This window comes from Enterobacter sp. fkY84-1, assembly GCF_052974705.1.
The window spans coordinates 2299307-2319725 of sequence record NZ_CP169393.1; the positions used below are offsets into that span (position 1 = coordinate 2299307).

Annotated in this window: 21 protein-coding genes; 19 read left to right on the forward strand and 2 right to left on the reverse strand. The window is 56.6% G+C overall.

Annotated elements, in window-relative coordinates:
* Positions 1–14: 14 nt before the first annotated feature.
* Both ACEPLT_RS10985 and ACEPLT_RS10990 read left to right on the forward strand, forming a co-directional pair.
* Positions 15–806, forward strand: coding sequence for a PhzF family phenazine biosynthesis protein (locus tag ACEPLT_RS10985; protein WP_021242504.1), 792 nt, complete (start codon positions 15–17; stop codon positions 804–806).
* A gap of 92 nt (positions 807–898) precedes the next feature.
* Positions 899–1381, forward strand: a complete 483-nt coding sequence (locus tag ACEPLT_RS10990) for a GNAT family N-acetyltransferase (RefSeq protein ID WP_023292427.1) — start codon at positions 899–901, stop codon at positions 1379–1381.
* On the opposite strand, the gene ptrR is transcribed toward ACEPLT_RS10990, so the two are convergent.
* Positions 1335–2213 carry a putrescine utilization regulator PtrR gene (gene ptrR / locus ACEPLT_RS10995; protein ID WP_021242502.1) on the reverse strand — a complete coding sequence of 293 codons (879 nt, stop codon included), beginning with the start codon at positions 2211–2213 and terminating at the stop codon, positions 1335–1337. The two genes, ACEPLT_RS10990 and ptrR, sit on opposite strands and share 47 nt — an antisense overlap.
* A 98-nt stretch (positions 2214–2311) precedes the next feature.
* On the opposite strand from ptrR, the gene sad reads away from it, so the two are divergent.
* From sad to ACEPLT_RS11040, 9 genes are all read left to right on the forward strand, one after another.
* Positions 2312–3700 (forward strand): succinate-semialdehyde dehydrogenase, encoded by a 1389-nt coding sequence (gene sad, locus ACEPLT_RS11000; RefSeq protein ID WP_232927803.1) that lies wholly within the window; start codon positions 2312–2314, stop codon positions 3698–3700.
* A gap of 112 nt (positions 3701–3812) precedes the next feature.
* Positions 3813–5402 (forward strand): methyl-accepting chemotaxis protein, encoded by a 1590-nt coding sequence (locus ACEPLT_RS11005; protein ID WP_232927800.1) that lies wholly within the window; start codon positions 3813–3815, stop codon positions 5400–5402.
* Positions 5403–5488: 86 nt separating this feature from the next.
* Positions 5489–6391: a glutaminase B gene (gene glsB, locus ACEPLT_RS11010; protein WP_039266920.1), complete on the forward strand. Its 903-nt coding sequence runs from the start codon at positions 5489–5491 to the stop codon at positions 6389–6391.
* A complete protein-coding gene (locus tag ACEPLT_RS11015; RefSeq protein WP_021242499.1) occupies positions 6391–6747 on the forward strand; it encodes a DUF4186 domain-containing protein in 357 nt (118 codons plus the stop codon). Before glsB ends, ACEPLT_RS11015 begins: the two co-directional genes overlap by 1 nt.
* A 113-nt stretch (positions 6748–6860) precedes the next feature.
* Positions 6861–8309 carry a GGDEF domain-containing protein gene (locus ACEPLT_RS11020; RefSeq protein WP_021242498.1) on the forward strand — a complete coding sequence of 483 codons (1449 nt, stop codon included), beginning with the start codon at positions 6861–6863 and terminating at the stop codon, positions 8307–8309.
* Positions 8310–8419: 110 nt separating this feature from the next.
* Positions 8420–9385, forward strand: a complete 966-nt coding sequence (locus ACEPLT_RS11025; RefSeq protein WP_023344142.1) for a sensor domain-containing diguanylate cyclase — start codon at positions 8420–8422, stop codon at positions 9383–9385.
* Positions 9386–9467: 82 nt separating this feature from the next.
* A complete protein-coding gene (locus tag ACEPLT_RS11030; RefSeq protein ID WP_023327468.1) occupies positions 9468–9995 on the forward strand; it encodes a GNAT family N-acetyltransferase in 528 nt (175 codons plus the stop codon).
* 118 nt (positions 9996–10113) lie between these two features.
* Positions 10114–11565 (forward strand): tagaturonate reductase, encoded by a 1452-nt coding sequence (locus ACEPLT_RS11035; RefSeq protein WP_032674781.1) that lies wholly within the window; start codon positions 10114–10116, stop codon positions 11563–11565.
* A 201-nt stretch (positions 11566–11766) separates the two neighbouring features.
* Positions 11767–12681 (forward strand): bestrophin family protein, encoded by a 915-nt coding sequence (locus tag ACEPLT_RS11040; RefSeq protein WP_023292420.1) that lies wholly within the window; start codon positions 11767–11769, stop codon positions 12679–12681.
* Here the strand turns inward: ACEPLT_RS11040 and ACEPLT_RS11045 are convergent.
* Complete coding sequence (locus ACEPLT_RS11045; RefSeq protein ID WP_232927797.1) at positions 12669–13217, reverse strand: GNAT family N-acetyltransferase; 549 nt, start codon at positions 13215–13217, stop codon at positions 12669–12671. The genes ACEPLT_RS11040 and ACEPLT_RS11045 overlap by 13 nt on opposite strands.
* A gap of 165 nt (positions 13218–13382) precedes the next feature.
* Between ACEPLT_RS11045 and ACEPLT_RS11050 the strand changes: the two genes are divergently transcribed.
* From ACEPLT_RS11050 to ACEPLT_RS11085, 8 genes are all read left to right on the forward strand, one after another.
* Positions 13383–14345 carry a hypothetical protein gene (locus ACEPLT_RS11050; RefSeq protein WP_032674783.1) on the forward strand — a complete coding sequence of 321 codons (963 nt, stop codon included), beginning with the start codon at positions 13383–13385 and terminating at the stop codon, positions 14343–14345.
* Positions 14345–14932: a hypothetical protein gene (locus tag ACEPLT_RS11055; RefSeq protein WP_032651787.1), complete on the forward strand. Its 588-nt coding sequence runs from the start codon at positions 14345–14347 to the stop codon at positions 14930–14932. Before ACEPLT_RS11050 ends, ACEPLT_RS11055 begins: the two co-directional genes overlap by 1 nt.
* An 11-nt stretch (positions 14933–14943) precedes the next feature.
* Entirely contained in the window at positions 14944–15414 is a 471-nt protein-coding gene (locus tag ACEPLT_RS11060; protein ID WP_032651786.1) for a GNAT family N-acetyltransferase, read from the forward strand.
* Positions 15415–15426: 12 nt separating this feature from the next.
* Positions 15427–15867 (forward strand): GNAT family N-acetyltransferase, encoded by a 441-nt coding sequence (locus ACEPLT_RS11065; protein ID WP_232927794.1) that lies wholly within the window; start codon positions 15427–15429, stop codon positions 15865–15867.
* 145 nt (positions 15868–16012) lie between these two features.
* Positions 16013–17008 (forward strand): alpha/beta fold hydrolase, encoded by a 996-nt coding sequence (locus tag ACEPLT_RS11070; RefSeq protein WP_023344146.1) that lies wholly within the window; start codon positions 16013–16015, stop codon positions 17006–17008.
* 44 nt (positions 17009–17052) lie between these two features.
* A complete protein-coding gene (locus ACEPLT_RS11075) occupies positions 17053–17793 on the forward strand; it encodes a response regulator (RefSeq protein ID WP_045415927.1) in 741 nt (246 codons plus the stop codon).
* Positions 17790–19091, forward strand: coding sequence for an ATP-binding protein (locus ACEPLT_RS11080; RefSeq protein ID WP_126325344.1), 1302 nt, complete (start codon positions 17790–17792; stop codon positions 19089–19091). The genes ACEPLT_RS11075 and ACEPLT_RS11080 overlap by 4 nt, the downstream gene beginning before the upstream one ends.
* Before the next feature lie 137 nt (positions 19092–19228).
* On the forward strand, positions 19229–20419 hold the full coding sequence (locus ACEPLT_RS11085; RefSeq protein WP_232927792.1) for a cytochrome c biogenesis protein/redoxin: 1191 nt from the start codon (positions 19229–19231) through the stop codon (positions 20417–20419).

Genomic DNA, 20419 nt, shown 5'->3' on the forward strand with positions numbered 1-20419 from the left:
GAGAGGAAGAGACAATGCAGGAAATTGATTTTTATCTGGTGGATGCCTTCAGCGACAAAACCTTTGGCGGCAACGCGGCAGCGGTATGTCCTCTGGAAGCGTGGCTGCCGGACGAGACGCTGCTCAAAATGGCGCAGCAGCATAACCAGTCTGAGACCGCCTTTTTTGTACGCACCGACGGTGGGTTTGAACTGCGCTGGTTTACCACGCTCGATGAAATTAACCTGTGCGGCCATGCTACGCTTGCCGCATCGCACGTTATTTTCGAATACCTTGACTATCCTCACACTGAAATTACCTTCACCACGCGCTTCGTGGGCGAGCTGACGGTCAAACGCAGCGGCGACTGGCTGACGCTGAACTTCCCCGCGTGGTCAACCGAGGTGGTCGAGAACCCACCTGCGCTGCTGTTTAGCGCCCTGGGCATCCCAGACGCAAAAGAGGTGCGCGTCGGACGTGATTACCTGGTGGTGCTGGAGAGCCAGCAGCAGGTGGAAGCGTTAACGCCGGATATTGGGGCGATGATCCCGCTGGATAAAATGGTCTGCGTGACGGCGCCGGGCGAAAAATATGACTTCGTCAGCCGCTTCTTCTGCCCGGGGGAAGGGGTGCCGGAAGATCCGGTTACCGGATCCGCCCACAGCATGCTGATCCCATACTGGAGCGAAAAGCTGGGTAAAACGTCACTTTATGCCCACCAGGGGGCGCACCGTGGCGGGGATCTGCGCTGCGAAATGAAGGGCGACCGCGTGCTGATTGGCGGTCAGGCCACCCTGTATCTGAAAGGGAAAATCTTTTTGCGCTAACGGAGCGGTACGATAAGTTAATTGTATGAAGCACCCTGGCAGGCCTGCGCTATGTTGACATTTAGCCTCACAAAAAAAGCAAGGAGCCTGCCATGTATTCCATTACCTCTGAATCTGCACGTCACCCGGACATTCTCAGCCTGATCGCGGCGCTGGACCGCTATCAGAGCGAACTCTATCCCGCCGAAAGCAATCATCTGATCGATCTGGCTGCGCTGCCGGAAACGTCGCTGATCCTGATGGTCATTCGCGACCAGCAGCTTCAGGCCGTTGGCTGTGGCGCCATCGTGCTCAACGGCGACGGTACGGGGGAGATGAAGCGGGTCTATATCGATCCGGCCCATCGTGGGCAGCACCTTGGGGAGACGCTATTGGCCGCCCTGGAAGATGAGGCCCTGAGCCGTCATTGCCATACGGTACGGCTGGAGACGGGCATCAAGCAGCGCGCCGCGGTGCGTCTTTATGAACAGTGCGGATACGATTTGCGTCCGGCGTTTCCCCCGTACGTTGACGATCCGCTCAGCCTGTTTATGGAGAAGGCGCTGGTTGAAGACGTTCGTTTAGCAGCGCTATAAAGGCCTCCAGCTGGCGGGTCATTGCCCCGCGTCGCCACACCAGCCAGGTGGTGAGCCAGCGCCAGTTTTCTGCCAGCGGCCAGGCTTCAACCTGATGATGCCCGGGCATACTCTCCAGCATCGAGCGCGGCATCAGCGCGATGCCTGCGCCCGCAATAACACAGGCGAGCATGCCGTGATAGGACTCCATCTCGTGAATGCGGCCGGGCGCGGCGCGGTCAGCGTGAAACCAGCTCTCCAGGTGCCGGCGATAAGAGCAGTTGGCGCGAAAGGCATAAACGTCGCTGCCGCTCACCTGCGCGGCGCGTGAGATTTCCGCCTGCCCGGCAGGCGTGACCAGCATCATCTCTTCCCGGTAGACCGGCATTCCTTCCAGCTCCGGGTGCGACAGTGGCCCGTCGACAAAGGCGGCGCTCAGGGTTCCCTCCAGTACGCCATCAATCATCGTCCCGGACGGCCCGGTAGAAAGGGCAAACTGAATGCGCGGATAGCGCTGGTTAAACTGTGCCAGCGTTTCAGGAATGCGCACGGCGGCGGTACTTTCCAGCGCGCCGAGGGCAAATAACCCCTGCGGCTCATCCCCCGCGACGACCATGCGCGCTTCATCCACCAGGGCGAGGATCTGCTTGCTGTAGCGCAGGAAGTTATGGCCAGCCGGGGATAAACGCAAACGCTGGTTCTCACGAATAAACAGCTCAACGCCCAGATCGGCTTCCAGCTGGCGGATGCGGGTCGTCAGGTTTGACGGCACGCGATGCACCTTCTGCGCCGCCTGGGTGATACTGCCCGTCAGCGCGACGGCGTTAAACATTTCAAGCTGGGTTAAATCCATAGCGTTCTCGTTTCGTGAATAAGGTGGTTAGTATTATTCATTTTTAAGAAATAGCAGAGTGGGCCACAATGAATCAACCGAAAAACGTGGAGAACACCATGACTTATTCCTCTGCAACACATGCCTTCTCTGTCAACCCGGCAACGGGTGAAACCCTCGCCGCGTATCCGTGGGCGACGTCGGAACAGGTTGACCGCGCGATTTCTCTGTCCGATGCGGGCTATCGCCTGTGGCGTCGCGAAAGCATCTCCCACCGGGCGCAAAAGCTGCGCGATCTTGGCGCCGCGCTGCGTCATCGCGCTGAAGAGATGGCGCAGACGATCTCCCGTGAAATGGGCAAACCCATTCAGCAGGCGCGGGCCGAAGTGGCGAAATCCGCCGGCCTGTGCGACTGGTACGCCGAGCACGGCCCGGCGATGCTGCAGGCGGAACCGACGCTGGTCGAAAACCAGAATGCGGTCATTGAATACCGTCCGCTGGGGCCGATCCTCGCGGTCATGCCGTGGAACTTCCCGCTCTGGCAGGTGCTGCGCGGCGCGGTGCCGATTCTGCTGGCAGGTAACAGCTATCTGCTTAAACACGCGCCCAACGTCCTCGGCTCGGCGGAGCTTCTCGCGCAGATCTTTGCGGATGCCGGTTTTCCTGAAGGCGTGTTCGGCTGGGTAAACGCCACCAATGACGGCGTCAGCCAGGCGATTAACGATCGTCGTATTGCGGCGGTGACCGTCACCGGCAGCGTGCGTGCCGGGGCTGCCATTGGTGCTCAGGCGGGGGCCGCGCTGAAAAAATGTGTTCTCGAGCTGGGCGGCTCTGACCCGTTCATCGTCCTCAACGATGCCGACCTGGATCTTGCCGTGAAGGCGGCGGTAGCAGGCCGCTACCAGAATACCGGGCAGGTGTGCGCGGCGGCCAAACGCTTCATTGTGGAAGAGGGTATTGCGAAGACCTTTACCCAGCGCTTTGTCGATGCGGTTGCTGCGCTGAAGCTGGGCGCGCCGGACCAGGAAGAAAACTATATTGGCCCGATGGCGCGTTTTGACCTGCGCGATGAACTCCATCAGCAGGTGCAGGCGACGCTGGCGGAAGGTGCAACGCTGCTGCTGGGCGGTGAGAAAATCAGCGGTGAGGGGAATTATTACGCCCCAACCGTGCTGGCGAACGTCACCCCGGCGATGACGGCCTTCCGGCAGGAGCTGTTTGGTCCGGTCGCGGCCATTACTATCGCGAAAGACGCGGAGCATGCCCTGATGCTGGCCAACGACAGCGATTTTGGCCTGTCTGCCACGGTCTTTACGGCCAGTGATGCGCTGGCAGAGACCTTCTCCCGCGAGCTGGAGTGCGGCGGGGTGTTTATCAACGGCTTTAGCGCCAGCGATGCGCGCGTGGCCTTTGGCGGCGTGAAGAAAAGTGGCTTTGGCCGCGAACTTTCCCACTTTGGGTTGCATGAGTTCTGCAACGTGCAGACGGTGTGGAAGGATCGCGTGTAATCCCGCGATGTCGGCCCTCATCGCGAGGGCCGTTGTCATTAATCTGCAATGGTTCTGTCATTTTCATTTCGTAGACTCGCTCGCGTCTAACGCCTTGTAAATGAAGCTAATTATGAACCTAACGCAAATTTTTCGCCGTATTGCGCAGCGTCTCACTCCCCGTCACTTTGGCCTGCTGACAGGGATCTTTTGCATTATTGGGCTTTTCTCCGCGCTGCAGCTCTCCTCGTCATTCCTGCTTAACGCCTCCCTGAACGAAGCCCAGCGCAACGAGCAGCAAAACCTGCTGGCGTGGCAGCAGCAGAGCAAGCTGGATCTGGCCCGCGTCTCTCTGCTGGCGGCAAGCGATCTCCTTAACCGCTCCGGGGTGTGGTTTATGCAGGATAAAGAGACCGGATCCGACGGAAGCTGGCACAGCCTGATGGATGACGCGCAAAAGGCGCTGACGGTGTCTCAGCAGGCGTGGAAGGCCTGGCTGGCGCTGAATCCGCCGAAAGACGACGCGCTGGTGAACAGCTATCAGCTCTTCTACGGCGCGATCAACGAGCAGGCGGAAGGTCTGGTCAAAACCAATACCATCGACGCTTTTTTTGCCGTCCCGGCGCAGGCTTTTCAGACTGATTTTAACGACAACTATGCGCGCTACCAGCAGGCAAGCGAGAAGCAGGCCATGCAGGGGCGTCAGAGCCTCATGGCGCAGCTTTCTGACCTGCAAACGTTATTCCTGTTTGCCCCGTTGCTGTTAGTCGCCATTGCCGCTGTCGTCTGGTTCGGTATGTCCCGATGGGTGATTACGCCGCTGCGTCGGCTCATCGCGCATATCAACCGGCTGGCAGCAGGGGATCTCTCCGGCACGCCGCCGAACGTCATGCGCTTCAACCGGGAGATAGGGCAGCTTAGCGACAGCATTGCCACGATGCAGCACGGCCTGCAGCAGCTGGTGACGCAGGTCAGCCACGCCACGGCTACCATGGTGGAGAACATTGATTCTCTGGCGCAGGGTAACCAGAAGCTCTATCAGCAGTCGGCACGTCAGGCGAAAGAGCTTGAGGATGTGACGGCGCATATTGCGGCGCTGGAAAGCCACGTGGAAGGGAATACCGGCTATGCCAGACTCGCCAGCTCCCGGGCCGATGAAGCGCGCCAGGCAGCCCTGGGCGGCGACCAGATGATGTCGACCGTAAACGCGTCTATGCAGGCGATCGTTGACCGATCGTCTGAGATGCGCGGGATCGTGGCGATGATCGACAGCGTGGCGTTTCAGACGAACATCCTGGCGCTGAATGCCGCCATTGAGGCCGCCCATGCCGGAAATCAGGGGCGCGGGTTTGCCGTCGTCGCCCGGGAGGTTGGACTGCTGGCCAGAAAGAGCAGCCACTCGACGCAGACCATTCAGGAGCTTATCAACCGTTCACTGCAGGGTATCGAAGACGGTTCCCGCGCCGTCACCCTGATGGAAGAGAATTTGCAGCAGGTCACCGGTCTGGTGGGCAATTTGAGCAGTTTGCTGAATGAGATCTCCACCGCCACGCTCAGTCAGGGAGAGCGTATTCACCTGATGACGCGTCAGCTTCAGGCGCTGAACCAGGTCTCCCGTCAGACGGACCTGCTGGTCTCTGACGCCTCGGAGGCCTCTGAGCGGCTGCAAAAGCAATCCGATTTTTTATTGCAGGCCGTTTCGCGTTTTCGTCTTAGCGCCTGACGCAATACATAAGCCTCTGTTATACTCGCAGCCCGTTTTAGCCTGAGGGCAAGGAGCAAAGTGTGGCTGCGGTCATCCATAATGAGATGTTGGACGAGATTCTGGCGCAGGTTCGTCCGTTAATTGGAAAGGGGAAGGTTGCCGACTATATTCCGGCCCTTGCCTCGGTCAGCGGGAATAAGCTGGGTATTGCTATCTGCACCATCGACGGACAGCGATTCCAGGCAGGGGATGCAACAGAACGTTTTTCCATTCAGTCCATTTCGAAAGTGCTCAGTCTGGTTGCGGCGATGCGCCAGTATGAAGAAGACGAAATCTGGCAGCGCGTGGGTAAAGATCCGTCCGGCCAGCCTTTTAACTCGCTGCTTCAGCTTGAAATCGAGCAGGGTAAACCGCGAAATCCCTTTATCAACGCCGGGGCGCTGGTGGTCTGCGATATGCTGCAGAGCCGCCTCAGCGCGCCGCGTCAGCGAATGCTGGAGATAGTACGCCAGCTCTCGGGGGTTGACGACATTGCCTACGATCCTGTGGTGGCCCGCTCGGAGTTCGAACACTCTGCCCGTAACGCGGCCATCGCGTGGCTGATGAAATCCTTCGGCAACTTCCATAACGACGTGGCGACCGTCCTGCAAAACTATTTCCACTACTGTGCCCTGAAAATGAGCTGCGTTGAGCTGGCTCAGACGTTCCTGTTCCTTGCGCATCAGGGGCACGCGCCGCACCTCGATCAGGAGGTGGTTTCTCCTCTGCAGGCGCGCCAGGTCAACGCGCTGATGGCAACCAGCGGGATGTATCAAAACGCCGGCGAGTTTGCCTGGCGCGTTGGTCTCCCGGCCAAGTCGGGCGTGGGCGGCGGAGTGGTGGCGATTGTACCGCATGAAATGGCGATTGCGGTCTGGAGCCCGGAGCTGGATGAAACCGGAAATTCGCTTGCCGGTGTCGCGGTTCTGGAGAAACTGACCCAGCGTATGGGACGTTCCGTTTACTGATGTCTGACCTGGATCCCCTTTTTTCCCGTCTGGCGCGATCGACGTTTCGCTCGCGCTTCCGCTTAGGCGATAAGGAACGGCAGTATTGCTGGGACAAAGGCCCCGATACCATTGATCAGCATGCCGCTGATTTTGTCGAAAAGCGCCTTGCCCCTGCACAACCCGCGAATGACGGCAAACAGACGCCCATGCGCGGTCACCCGGTATTTATCGCCCAGCATGCCACCGCCACCTGTTGTCGGGGCTGTCTGGCGAAATGGCATAATATTCCTCACGGTGTTCAGCTCACCGCGCAGCAGCAGCAGTATATCGTCAGCGTGATTCACCACTGGCTGGTGCTCCAGATGAACGCCTAAATTTGACGAGTTATGATCCCGTTATATTTGTGTTATAGATTCATCCTAAGTGAGCGCCGATCGTGCTGACGACCGCAATAACTGCCGTAAGCTTTCATATGGAATGAAATTTAATGCGTTCTGCTCTTACCGCTTTCAGGCCGTTCCAGCCTGACACGCCGCTGCGAAATGCATCGACGATCTTTATCCTCACCACTTTGTTCTATTTTGTGGGTGCGGAATTACGTCTCGTGGAGGCCTTGTCGCTGTTCTGGCCCCTCAACGGCGTGATGGCAGGGATCTTTGCCCGCTATGTTTTTCTGAATCGCCTGCATTACTACGCGGTATCCTATGTCGCCATGCTGATGTACGACGCGGTGACGACCAACTGGGGGATAGCCTCCGTGGTGATCAACCTGTCTAACATGGTCTTTATCGTCGTGGTCGCCGTGCTGATTCAGCGTGACAGGCGGCTGATGAAGAAAACCCCGGATCCGCTTAACGCATTACGCCTGTTCAACTACTGCCTGATTGCCGCATTGCTGTGCGCACTGCTCGGCGCGGTGGGGTCGGTCGGGATTGACAGCCACACCTTCTGGCCGCTCTTTGCCGACTGGTTTAGCGAGCAGTTCTCAACCGGCGTGCTTGTTGTGCCGTGTATGCTCACGATAGGCATGCCCGTGCGCGAATTCAGGTTACGTCTGGAGCAGCTATTACCGGTTATTGCGCTGATCGTCTCGGTGGTCGCGTCAGTCGTGATTGGCGGCGCGGGGAGCCTCTCTTTTCCACTGCCTGCGCTTATCTGGTGTGCGGTACGCTACCCATTGCCTGTGACCTGCTTGCTGACGTTTGTCACGGGCGCCATTGAAATTATTCTGGTCGCCAACTCGGTGATTAATATTGCCGTGGCGACACCGCTGACCACCCCAATGATGTTTTCTGCCCGGCTGGGTATTGCCACGATGGCGATCTGTCCGGTGCTGGTCTCCGTCAGCATGGCAGCCATTAATTCCCTGATCCGTCAGGTTTCCCTGCGGGCGGATTATGACTTTTTAACGCAGGTTTATTCGCGTTCCGGGCTTTATGAGGCGTTAAAACACGAAGAGACGCACCGCCATTCGCGTTTCCTGACCGTTATGCTGCTGGATATCGATTACTTCAAAAGCATCAACGATAACTACGGCCACGAGTGTGGCGACCGCGTGCTGGCGTCATTCGCCCGGCAGGTTCAGCAGGTGGTCGGTGAAGACGGGATGGTCGCGCGTATGGGCGGGGAAGAGTTCGCGGTGGTGGTCAACTCTGGCGACGCTCGACACGGTTATGAACTGGCGGAACGTATCAGAACTACCGTCGCTAACCATCCTTTTACATGGCGTCAGCAAACGCTCTCTCTGACGGTCAGTATTGGCCTTGGAAGCGGGAAGGCGGAGGCATGGCAGTTGACCGAGGTCTTCAACAAACTCATGACCGAAGCGGACGATCACCTCTATCGTTCAAAAAAAGCGGGTCGAAATCGTACCAGCGCCCGGGTCGCGGACGAGCATATTACTGCCGCCACCGGGCATGAAACAGAGCTGCGTTAATCGTCATAAGGCATTGACGTGAATAGCAAGTGGCTTAACAGACTGTCAGAACACTGACAATGTCACTGTTTAAGCTACGCTTTTAGTAACGCTTTACGTCAGGAGACATTATGAAAGCACCTGCAACCCCTGAAAATGAAACAGACAGACTGAACTCGCTGCGCGAATCAGGTCTGCTTGAGATCGACAATTCCCCGGCGTTTGACCGGCTTACGCGTCTGGCGAAGCGCTTCTTCCAGGTGCCGCTGGCAATGGTCAACCTCATTGATGAGCACTCGCTGATCGTGAAGTCGGCCGATGGCAAGGCGCCTGACACCGTTCCGCGTAATATCTCGTTTTGTGGCCATACGATCCTCACCGAAGCACCGCTGGTGGTAGGAGATATGCTGCAGGACGATCGTTTTGCGGATAATCCGCTGGTGGCGGGTGAACCTCGTGTGCGTTTTTATGCGGGCTTCCCGCTGCGCCTGCGTGACGGCGCCAGCGTGGGCTCGCTGTGTCTGATTGATTACGCCCCCCGTGAGTTCTCGGCGGCCGATCTTGCCGTGCTGGGAGACCTGGGCGCGCTGGCAGAAGATGAGTTTGCCGCCATCAGCGCGGCGACCACGGATGAGTTAACCGGCTTATTCAACCGCCGGGGCTTTAATCAGCTGGTGCGGTTTACGCTTTCGGTTGCCCGACGCCGGGCGGAGCCGCTGACGCTCGGCTGGCTGGATTTGGATCGCTTTAAGGAGATTAACGATCGCTACGGGCATGAAGAGGGCGATAAGGCGCTTAAAGTTATGGCGCAGCTGATGCGCAGCGCTTTCCGTGAGGCCGATATGCTGGTGCGTTTTGGCGGGGATGAGTTCGCGGTGCTGTTCGCGGATACCGACGAGCAGGGCGCCTGGATAGCCATGCAGTATCTCGCCGAGCAGGTGGAAAGCTATAACGCCCGCAAGCTTCACCCGTGGTCGCTACACTTCTCATGGGGGCTCAGTGAATTCGATCATAACGGCAACGACCTGCAGCAGTGGTTAAAAGATGCCGATGAAAAGATGTATGCCATGAAGCAGCAGCGCCAGCGCGCCCGGTGACATAATAAAAGCCTATGTCCGAACCGCTTGCGTTAATAAGTTGTTAAACCCAAAGTGAGCGTATTCAACGTAAGGAAAAACAATGAATACCTCACTGCAAATCAAAACCCTCACCCGGGAAGAGATCCTCATCCATCTTGATGCGCTGGCCGGGATCCTCGAAAACTGCGTAAACGGCGGGGCATCCGTCAGCTTTATGCTCCCTTTTAGCCTCGACAAGGCCCGTACTTTCTGGCGCGGTATTGCCGAAAGCGTCGCGCGAGGCGAGCGGCTGGTGCTTGCCTGCGTCGATGCGCAGGACGGGGTCATTGGAACGGTGCAGCTGATCGCAGACCAGCCGGAAAACCAGCCGCACCGGGCGGATGTGGCGAAGCTGCTGGTGCATGAAAAAGCGCGTCGAAAAGGGGCCGCAATGGCGTTAATGGAAGCGCTGGAAGCTGAGGCCCGGGCCAGAGACATTTCTGTGCTGGTGCTCGATACTTCCACCGGCAGCGGGGCCGAAACCTTCTACCTGCGTGCCGGCTGGCAAAAGGTTGGTGAGATCCCGCGCTACGCGCTGATGCCTGACGGCGCCCTGACCGCCACCTCTGTGTTTTATAAGTTCTTATAATTATTTTGCACAACCGCACCGCGGATTGATCAAAACAGGGTTTCTGGTCGTTAAGTTTTGATAAGTTATCGTACCAATCTTATCAGGCTGTATGACTAATCATAAAAGGAACCCCCTTGTGAACACGCTCAACCGTCGTGATTTTCCCGGTGCGCACTATCCAGAACGCATCATTCAGTTTGGTGAAGGCAATTTCCTGCGTGCGTTTGTCGACTGGCAAATTGACCTGTTAAACGAACATACCGATCTTGACGCTGGCGTGGTAATCGTTCGCCCGATTCAGAGCGACTTCCCGCCGTCGTTAAGCACCCAGGATGGGTTGTACACCACGATCGTTCGTGGCCTGAATGAGCAGGGCGAGGCGGTGAGCGAGGCCCGGCTGATCCGCTCCGTTAACCGGGAAATCAGCGTCTATGACGACTATGGCGCATTTCTGAAACTGGCTCACAATCCCGATATGCGGTTTGTATTCTCGAACACCACCGAAGCGGGTATCAGCTACCACGCGGGTGACAGCGTCGACGATGCCCCTGCGGTGAGCTATCCGGCGAAGCTGACGCGTCTGCTGTTTGAGCGCTTTAGCCACTTCAACGGTGCGGCTGACAAGGGCTGGATCATCATTCCCTGCGAGCTGATTGACTACAACGGTGACGCACTGCGTGAACTCGTCTTGCGCTATGCGCAGGAGTGGGCGCTGCCTGCCGCCTTTATGCAGTGGCTCAACGACGCCAACAGCTTCTGCTCGACGCTGGTTGACCGTATCGTGACAGGCTATCCCCGCGATGAAGCGGCCGCACTGGAGGCTAAACTGGGTTATCACGATGGGTTCCTCGACACGGCCGAACATTTTTATCTGTTTGTGATTCAGGGGCCGGCATCTCTTTCGCACGAACTTCGTCTGGATAAGTACCCGTTAAACGTGTTGATTGTCGATGACATCAGGCCCTACAAAGAACGCAAGGTGGCCATTCTGAACGGCGCGCACACGGCGCTGGTGCCGGTCGCCTTCCAGGCCGGGCTGGATACGGTAGGCGAGGCGATGAATGATGCCGAGGTCTGCGCGTTCGTCGAAAAAGCGATTTATCAGGAGATCATTCCGGTCCTCGATTTGCCGCGTGAAGAGCTGGAATCGTTCGCCAGTGCGGTGACAGGACGTTTTCGTAATCCCTACATCAGACACCAGCTGCTCTCCATCGCGCTTAACGGTATGACCAAATACCGCACCCGCATCCTGCCGCAGCTGCTGGCAGGGCAGACGGCGACGGGGCAATTACCGGCTCGCCTGACGTTTGCTCTGGCCGCATTGATCGCGTTTTATCGCGCGGAGCGTAACGGGGAGAGCTATCCGGTGCAGGATGATGCACGCTGGCTGGATCGTTATCAGCAGCTGTGGGCGCAGCACCGCGATCGGCAGCTTAGCACCCGTGAACTGGTGCAGTCGGTGCTCAGCGCACGCGACCACTGGGAGCAGGACTTGACGCAGGTAAGCGGTCTTGTCGACCAGGTGACGCTGGATCTGGATGCCATTCTGCTTAAGGGCATGCGCGCCGCGGTTAAACCGCTTTGCTAATGCATTCACCCGGCTTCGGCCGGGTTTGAATAGGCCCTATTTAGTTACAACATACTATGTGCTTTGTTTTTAAAAAAGCACATGCAGCACCGTGCGAATTTCGCTAATCAGGGGAGAAAATGCAATGTCCCGTTAACAAGCTTGCAACGGTGACGGGGATCACGTTTAATAGCCTCGCTCTTTTCTTGCCTGAAACTCACTATGATCGTTCGTCCTAAACAGCACTGGCTACAACTGATTTTTGTCTGGCACGGTTCGGTACTTCCCAAGATCTATACCCGATTGCTGCTCAACTTCCTGCTCTCTATCGCCGTTATCCTGATGTTACCGTGGTATACCTCGCTCGGTATCAAATTTACCGTGGCGCCATTCAGCATTCTCGGCGTGGCGATCGCTATCTTTCTGGGTTTCAGAAACAACGCCTGTTATTCACGCTACGTTGAGGCGAGGCTGCTCTGGGGGCAGTTGATGATAGCGGCACGCTCGCTGTTTCGCGAGGTAAAAAACACCTTGCCCGACGATAAGCACCTCGGCGAATTTGTCCGCCTGCAGATTGCTTTCGCCAACTGTCTGCGCATGACCCTGCGCCGGGAACTGAATGCTGAGCAGCTCTCTCGTTATCTTGCTGCGGAGGATTTACGTAAAGTCATGGACGCCAACTCACCGGCGAATCGTATTTTGCTGATCATGGGGGAGTGGCTGGCCGTGCGGCGGCGAAACGGGCAACTCTCAGACATTCTGTTCCATAGCCTGAACAACCGTCTGAACGACATGTCTATCGTCCTTTCCGGCTGCGAGCGCATTGCGACCACGCCGGTGCCGTTTGCCTACACGCTGATTTTGCACCGCACGGTATATCTGTTCTGCATTATGCTGCCGTTCGCACTGGTTGTGGACCTGCACTACATGACGCCCTTTGTCTCTGCGCTGATTTCTTATACCTTTATTTCGCTGGACACCCTGGCGGAAGAGCTGGAAGACCCGTTTGGCACGGAAGATAACGACCTGCCGCTGGACGCCATCTGCAACATGATGGAACGCGATCTGCTGCAGATGAATGATGAGGAGAACATTCCGGACAGGCTGATGCCGGATAAGCACTATCAGCTGACCTGACGGGCGTTCCACTCGTTGCGGGTAATCTCCCACAGCTCGGAGTCCAGCATCCCGCTGACGTAGGCTTTCTTCTCCGTTCTGATAAGCCGCATGCCGCTACTGTCCGAAATACGACGGGAGCGGCTGTTGGCGGCGGCCTTCGGGGCCCGCAAAACGGATTTGTTTAGCGTGTTGAACCAGTAATCCGTCGCCGCAATGCTGGCTTCGCGCATATATCCGTGCCCCTGAAATTCCGGCGCGAGCCAGAACCCGCGGTTGTTATCCTCGACGTCGTACAGGCAAATAATGCCCATCAATTCATCCGGCACCTCACGTCGCCGGATGCTCCAGAACCAGGCAATCCCTTTTGCCATATCCGGCAGCGCCACATTGTTGACATAGTTTTCCGCGCCGTTATCCGGGTAGGGCCAGGGCACGGAAGAGACCATATAGCGGACAATCTCCCAGCGCGGATACAGCGTTTGTATCTGGACGGCATCTTCGGCAACCAGCGGTTTCAGCAGTAAACGTTCTGTCGTGAGCGTCGGTATCGTCATGCGCGGATCTCCCTTTTTAGGCGTTATGCTTTTGTTTGCGTTCTGGTATTTTCGTTCTGTTTAGTTGCGTTGTAACGTATTTACTACCAAAATTTTGCTCTGCTGAGCGTTCGACTACCATCAGATTAGTTGGGCTAACTTACCTACCCACATAAGGAATAATGTATGGTTTTGCCTGGAATGAATCCTGAGACCAATCTCCCCGGTTATGATTATGCGCGAATGGCAGGTTTAGGGGCTGCAGATTTCGATTTCAAAGCACTGGGTTCCGCCATGGACTGTAATCGCGAATTTGCTCAGGCCGGTATCATTTATTCTGATGGTACTCAACGCTACCTGGTTCGCTCTGGTCAGCGTCATCCTAATGGCCAAAGTGGTATTGTGACCCACGTAATTGTAACGAAAGCGAACTCGCAGCCATCCACATCCAGCGTAGGTAAATCATTGACTGACGCTGTGACATCGACATCCATGGGTACTGAGCTTGCGTCGACTGTACTATCCTGTGGCGCGATGATCATTACTGGAGGTGTAATGCTTGCAGGCACGGCAGCAACACCTCTTACCGCAGGAGGCAGTGGTGTTTTAGTGGCTATCGGCTACGCTGGTACTCTCGCTACCGGATTACAATGTGTTAACGGTCTTTATCGAATTTATGATCTGGTTGAAAACGGTGGCGGAAATGTTGCATGGCTCGATACGCAAGAATGGTACGTCGCCACCTCCACATCACTGGATGTAATTTCGTTAGCAAGTGCAGGTGGGGCATTAAAAGAAGCCGTTACCACCTGGCGTGCAATGAAATCCATATCTTCCTTGAAAGCCACTGAATGGTTAAAAAGCTATCCTCGTCAGGATCGTGCTCGTTTGACCGAATTGATAATTCGCGCGCAAAACCCCGGTATAAGCAACAAAGAAATCAAGGCTCTTATCCGCGCGGGTCTTTATCCGAAACGCTTTCCAACCGGGCCGGTTCAGGTAGAACTCACTCGACAACTTGGGCAAGTGGTAACAAGTGCCGCAGCATTAGCAGGAAGTGCGGTGAGCGGCGTTATTGCAGCGCCCAGTAACTTACCACGGACCGGTAAATACATTATCGGTACCATTCAGTCACTGGCGGTATTCTGATGAAGTTTTTGAGTTTGTTAACCGGACGTGTTTTCCAGGATCTCCTGCAACATGGTAAAGATATAGAGGAGGCTATTGCTCGTCGTGATGCCCGCCTTCTGGATAATTCCACTCCCGAGCTGGAACGGTATTTTTCGCGCCCCCTCAGCGAGCTTCCGCGTCAAAATCCTTACCCGGTAGCTATGCTGTTACCTCTGTTTTTAGTGGCGTTTGCGCTAAACCTTTTGCCTTTTCTCAGCACGTTGCAGGGTTTGTCACCTTTACATCATGCATTGAGCTTTTTCTTACCATCATTGACGATGACAGGCGCGCTCATTGTGACAAGCGTACTACTGGCTCGTGGAAAGACGTCGGGATTGTCGGGCTTTATGGCGTTGTTCATCATCCTGCTGATAACGACCCTCGTTCAGGTTCTACATGTCATGCTTTCTCATGATGGAAGCCTCTGGCCACACGTCATTGCATCTTTCGCGCTGTTACTTTGTCGGGTGGTAATGAACGGCAGCGGCTTTGTTCTGTTTACGCTCTATTGTCGTACTCAGCGTCTTGCCAGATTGGCACGGGAAATGCGGCTAAAAAGCCGTTAAAGGGGGAGGTTATGACATTACGAAAAGCCACGCCACAGGAAGCCGAAACACTCTGGAATATACGCAATCAGGCGATTCGTCACGGCTGTAAAACCAGTTACGACGCTGAGGTCATTGCGCGCTGGACGCCCGATCTGATGCCCGAACGCTATCGGCAAATGGTCATTGAATACCCTTTTTACGTGGTTGAAGATGAAAAGGGCGATGTTGCGGCAACCGGCTACCTCGATCTGGATACCCATTGCCTGGAGGCGATTTTCACCTTGCCCGCAGCCTCCGGCAAAGGCATGGCGACCCGGATTATCGAGGCCCTCAAACATGAGGCCCGTAGCCGGGGGATAACCCGCCTGACGCTTGATGCAACGCCTAACGCCCAGTCGTTTTATCAGAAGCTGGGGTTTGTGACGCTGCGCGAAAACTATCATCACTCGCGTATGGCCGGGGCTGATTTACGCTGTTTTGAAATGGCGATTACTCTGTAATGTGAGGAAAACATGGCTGTTACGGTACGACCGCTATACAAAGACGATTATTCCGAATGGCGACCGCTGTGGGACGGCTATACCCATTTTTATGATTGCTACCTTGAGGAATCCGTCACCGCAGCGACGTGGGAAAGGGCGCTCTCAGCGCATTCATCGATGTTCTGCCGGGTCGTGGAGAAGGACGAAAAGATCATCGGTTTCGCAATGTGTGTTCTGCACGAAGGCACCTGGTCAACCGCACCCATCTGCTACCTGGAAGATCTGTTTGTTGATGCTGCCGAACGCGGGGCGGGGGCCGGTAAGGCGCTCATTGACGCTCTGATTGAGGAAGGCAAGCGCGAAGGGTGGTCGAAACTGTACTGGGTCACCCGGGAGAACAATCCGGCGCGTAAACTTTATGACAAATATGGTGAAGCTGACGACTACGTCCGCTACCGTCTCTCCCTCTAAGACTTCAAGGCCTGTGTTTGTATCACACTGTATCAGCGTCCCGGATACATACACAGGCTTGCAATAAACCCGCTTTCGCACATATCCGCTATACATTGAGGTGTTGTGATATCCCCGTGAATTGTACTCAACCGGAGATACCAACATGTTCAGCAAACTTGCTTACTCAACCCTCGCACTGACCGTTTCGCTTGGCACCGTGATGTCCTGTCAGGCGGAAGCCACCGGCACGAATTTCGCGACCGCCTTTGATCATCCCCAGCAAATTAACGCTGGCGATCTGAACGTCGGTTATGTCGACATTGGTCCGAAGGACGGTCAGCCGGTTATTTTATTGCACGGCTGGCCCTACGATATTCACAGCTACGCCGAGGTCGCACCCGCTCTGGCGGCAAAAGGCTACCGGGTCATTGTGCCGTCTCTGCGCGGCTACGGTACCACGCGCTTCCTGTCAGCAAACACACCGCGCAACGGCCAGCCCTCGGCGATGGCGAAAGATATCGTTAATCTGATGGATGCCCTTAATATCAGGCAGGCGGTATTTGCAGGCTATGACTGGGGCGCCCGGACGGCGGATATCGTCGCGGCGCTGTGGCCAGAGCGCGTAAAATCACTGGTGTCGGTGAGCGGGTATCTCATCAGCAGCCAGCAGATTGGCAAACAGCCGCTGCCGCCAAAAGCAGAGCAGCAGTGGTGGTATCAATTCTATTTTGCGACAGAGCGCGGTGCGGAAGGCTATGCCAAAAACACGCATGACTTTGCGCGCTTAATCTGGTCGCAGGCCTCGCCTGACTGGAAATTCAGCGACGCGGTCTTTAACGCCAGCGCCAAATCCCTCGATAACCCGGACCACGTCGCGGTGACGCTCAGTAACTATCGTTGGCGTTTAGGGCTGGAAAAAGGCGAGCGCAAATACGACCGCTACGAGCAAAAACTGGCCACGCTGCCGAATATCACCGTACCAACGATCACCATCGAAGGCGGTAACAACGGCGCGCCGCATCCGGCACCGCAGGCATATGCAGCTAAATTTACCGGCAAATATGAGCACCGCACCTTCGGCGCAACCGTGGGGCACAATCCGCCTCAGGAAGATCCGCAGGATTTCGTTAAGGCGGTTATCGACGCGGATAAGCTGTGAAATGTGCTATTTTCAGTACGTTACCCTTCGGTCTGGAGAGTTCGGTGGAACATATTGACCACATCCTTGTCGTCGATGACGACAGGGATATTCGTGAACTGATTGTCGACTATCTCGTTAAGTCCGGTTATCGCGCCTCCGGCGCGGCGAACGGCAAAGAGATGCGTGCCGTGCTGGATAAACAGCATATCGACCTGGTAGTGCTGGATATCATGATGCCCGGTGACGACGGCCTTACGCTGTGTCGAGAGCTGCGCGTCGGGAAGTATAAAGATTTGCCCATTCTGATGCTGACCGCGCGTAACGAGGAGACGGACAGGATCCTGGGGCTGGAGATGGGGGCGGATGATTACGTCGTGAAGCCGTTTGTCGCACGTGAGCTACTGGCACGCATTAAAGCGATTTTACGGCGTTTTCGCGCGATGCCGCCCAATTTACAGGTAACGGAAGCAGGGCGGCTGGTGATGTTCGGTGAATGGCAGCTCGATACCATCGCTCGCCACTTAATCGACCCGGAAGGGGTGATCGTCGCGCTCAGCGGAGCGGAGTATCGTCTGCTGCGCGTTTTCCTTGACCATCCGCAGCGCGTGCTGACCCGAGACCAATTGCTCAACCTGACGCAGGGGCGAGACGCCGAGCTGTTTGAACGCTCAATCGACCTGCTGGTTAGCCGGGTTCGCCAGCGTCTCAATGAAGATGCCCGCACGCCCGCCTATATCAAAACCGTGCGCAGCGAAGGCTACGTCTTTACGATGCCGGTGACCATCAAAGAGGTTAACGAATGACGATCTGGCCGCGCTCGCTGCTGGCCCGTTTGCTGCTCGTCGTGCTGGCCGGCCTGCTGCTGGCTAACGCCCTGAGCCTGACGCTGGTCATGGTTGAACGCATGCACAGCGCCCGCACGGTGATGCTCGGTAATCTGGAAAACGATGTCGCAACCAGCGTCGCCATTTTAGACCGCTTACCGGCCAGCGAACGCGCCGCCTGGCTGCCGCGGCTTGAACGAGGAAACTATCGTTATATCCTGGGCACAGGGGAACCCGGCGCAGCGCCGACGGATAAGCGTTCGCAGGACGCCATCAGAACCTTAAAAGCGACGCTGGCCGCGCATTACCCGCTTAGCTTTACCGCCGTTCCTGGCGCCATTTCACATATTCAGGCCCACCTTACGTTACGTGATGGCGCACCGCTGACCATTGACCTGATCCCACGCATGCCGCCCGTCGCCAGCTGGCTCCCGGTCGTCCTCATCCTGCAGCTGCTCGTGCTGGCCGTCTGCGCCTGGATCGCCGTGCGGCAGGTGGTACGGCCTTTTTCACACTTTACCCGCGCGGTGGATGCGCTGGATCCGGCGGCCAGCACGCCTATGACGGAAAAAGGGCCGCTTGAGGTGCAGCGGGCAGCGCATGCCTTCAACGCCATGCAGGCGCGCATTCAGTCTTATCTCCGGGAACGCGCGCAGATCCTGGCCTCGATTTCTCACGATCTCCAGACGCCCATTACCCGCATGAAGCTGCGCGTCGAAATGGCCGGAGAGCCTGAACTTCGCGACAAGCTCCTGAACGACCTTGATAATATGTCTCGTCTGGTGCGGGAGGGCATTGCGTATGCCCGGTCATCGGAATCACTGGAGGAGACGTCACTGAAGCTGGAGCTGAACGCCTGGATCAACAGCATCGCCTGCGATTATCAGGACATCGGTAAAAACGTGCACTTTCAGGCAAGCGAAACCCGCTTGCCCATCGTCACGCGGCCGCAGGCGCTTCGCCGGGTGATGACCAACCTGCTGGATAACGCCCTCAAATTCGGCGAGCGTGCTGCGATTGCGATAGACGTTTCGTCGGACAGCGAGGTCATTATTCACATTATGGACGACGGACCGGGAATACCCGAAGCCGAGCTGGAGGCGGTTCTGCAGCCGTTTTATCGGGTTGAAACCTCGCGTAACCGCGATACCGGCGGAACAGGACTCGGCCTGGCGATTGCCGCGCAGCTGACCGCACAGCTGGAAGGAAAACTCAGGCTGGCGAACCGCGCCGGGGGCGGACTGGATGTCGCCATTACGCTACCGCGTCGTTCGTAGAATTGTACGGCTTTGTATCTCCCGGCCTGGGCGATACAGAGCCAGACAAAACCCACGCGTTTACACATACCCTGAACACATCCGCACGATGAAATAGCCTCACTGCAGTGTCGCAGGACATGTCATGTGAGGTCACTATGTTTCTGGTAATCGCTTTTCTGGGCGGGATGATAAGCCTGCTCAGCCCATGTACGCTCCCGGTTATTCCACTCATGTTCGCCGGTTTCCAGGGGCAGCGTCGGCATATTCTGGCCCTGCTTGCGGGGATGATCGTGATGTTCACCCTGGTGGCAATGGTCGTCACCGTCGCCAGCGAGTGGATAACAGAGGCAACCATTGTCGGGCGCTGGATCGCGCTCGTCATTCTGGCCACCGCCGCGCTGGCCTTGATTTTCCCGTCTTTCGCCCAGCGTATTGCGGGACCGGCCGTCAGCGCGGGAAATGTTCTCAACAGCCGCAGCGGGCAAACGCGCGGAATGGCATCGGCTTTTCTGGCCGGGCTAGCGGTTGGGCTGCTCTGGTCTCCCTGCGCCGGGCCTATTCTGGGCGCGATTTTCAGCATTAATATTGCGGGGCATTCGGCCATCGCCACAGGCGCACTGCTTGCCGCCTATGGCAGCGGATGCGCGCTGATGCTGGGTCTACTCGTGTTCGGCGGACGCTCGCTGATGGCACCACTGAGAGCAAAATCGGCGCTAATGGCGAAGCTGCGTCAGGGGACGGGGGTGGCGATGTTAGCCGCAGTCATCCTGAACGCGACGGGGATGACTTCGCTACTGAAAGGGGCAAACGGCGTCGCGGACCGTCTTGAGACGGTGCTCTTGAATCTGGCGAAACCTGCCACCGCGCCGGTGAAGCTCCAGCCGGTAGTCATGACAGAGCCCAGCAGCCAGCTGCCTTCGCTAAGCGGTGGAACAGGGTGGATAAACGGTGACCCTGTCACGTCTGAATCGTTACGGGGAAAGGTTGTACTGATTGATTTCTGGACGTGGGACTGCATTAATTGCCAGCATACGCTCCCCCATGTGCGGGAGTGGGCCACAAAGTACCAGCCGCAGGGTCTGGTGGTGATTGGTGTTCACACCCCGGAATATCCCTGGGAGAAACCGCTGTCGTCGGTTAAAAATGCGGTGAAGAAATGGCAACTGCCGTATCGGGTGGTGACGGATAACAACTATCAAATCTGGAATGCGTTCGGCAATCAGTACTGGCCAGCACATTACTATTTTGATGCCAAAGGGCAGCTGCGCTATACCGCCTTTGGCGAAGGTGACTATGAGCAACAGGAAAAGGTTATCCAGCAGTTGCTCAAAGAAGCCCGCTCATAA

What these genes read in the sequence shown, in the direction of transcription:
- ACEPLT_RS10985 (WP_021242504.1), top strand. Translation starts at nt 15, where the DNA reads ATGCAGGAAATTGATTTTTATCTGGTGGATGCCTTCAGCGACAAAACC.
- ACEPLT_RS10990 (WP_023292427.1), top strand. Translation starts at nt 899, where the DNA reads ATGTATTCCATTACCTCTGAATCTGCACGTCACCCGGACATTCTCAGC.
- ptrR (WP_021242502.1), bottom strand. Translation starts at nt 2,213, where the DNA reads ATGGATTTAACCCAGCTTGAAATGTTTAACGCCGTCGCGCTGACGGGC.
- sad (WP_232927803.1), top strand. Translation starts at nt 2,312, where the DNA reads ATGACTTATTCCTCTGCAACACATGCCTTCTCTGTCAACCCGGCAACG.
- ACEPLT_RS11005 (WP_232927800.1), top strand. Translation starts at nt 3,813, where the DNA reads ATGAACCTAACGCAAATTTTTCGCCGTATTGCGCAGCGTCTCACTCCC.
- glsB (WP_039266920.1), top strand. Translation starts at nt 5,489, where the DNA reads ATGTTGGACGAGATTCTGGCGCAGGTTCGTCCGTTAATTGGAAAGGGG.
- ACEPLT_RS11015 (WP_021242499.1), top strand. Translation starts at nt 6,391, where the DNA reads ATGTCTGACCTGGATCCCCTTTTTTCCCGTCTGGCGCGATCGACGTTT.
- ACEPLT_RS11020 (WP_021242498.1), top strand. Translation starts at nt 6,861, where the DNA reads ATGCGTTCTGCTCTTACCGCTTTCAGGCCGTTCCAGCCTGACACGCCG.
- ACEPLT_RS11025 (WP_023344142.1), top strand. Translation starts at nt 8,420, where the DNA reads ATGAAAGCACCTGCAACCCCTGAAAATGAAACAGACAGACTGAACTCG.
- ACEPLT_RS11030 (WP_023327468.1), top strand. Translation starts at nt 9,468, where the DNA reads ATGAATACCTCACTGCAAATCAAAACCCTCACCCGGGAAGAGATCCTC.
- ACEPLT_RS11040 (WP_023292420.1), top strand. Translation starts at nt 11,767, where the DNA reads ATGATCGTTCGTCCTAAACAGCACTGGCTACAACTGATTTTTGTCTGG.
- ACEPLT_RS11045 (WP_232927797.1), bottom strand. Translation starts at nt 13,217, where the DNA reads ATGACGATACCGACGCTCACGACAGAACGTTTACTGCTGAAACCGCTG.
- ACEPLT_RS11050 (WP_032674783.1), top strand. Translation starts at nt 13,383, where the DNA reads ATGGTTTTGCCTGGAATGAATCCTGAGACCAATCTCCCCGGTTATGAT.
- ACEPLT_RS11055 (WP_032651787.1), top strand. Translation starts at nt 14,345, where the DNA reads ATGAAGTTTTTGAGTTTGTTAACCGGACGTGTTTTCCAGGATCTCCTG.
- ACEPLT_RS11060 (WP_032651786.1), top strand. Translation starts at nt 14,944, where the DNA reads ATGACATTACGAAAAGCCACGCCACAGGAAGCCGAAACACTCTGGAAT.
- ACEPLT_RS11065 (WP_232927794.1), top strand. Translation starts at nt 15,427, where the DNA reads ATGGCTGTTACGGTACGACCGCTATACAAAGACGATTATTCCGAATGG.
- ACEPLT_RS11070 (WP_023344146.1), top strand. Translation starts at nt 16,013, where the DNA reads ATGTTCAGCAAACTTGCTTACTCAACCCTCGCACTGACCGTTTCGCTT.
- ACEPLT_RS11080 (WP_126325344.1), top strand. Translation starts at nt 17,790, where the DNA reads ATGACGATCTGGCCGCGCTCGCTGCTGGCCCGTTTGCTGCTCGTCGTG.
- ACEPLT_RS11085 (WP_232927792.1), top strand. Translation starts at nt 19,229, where the DNA reads ATGTTTCTGGTAATCGCTTTTCTGGGCGGGATGATAAGCCTGCTCAGC.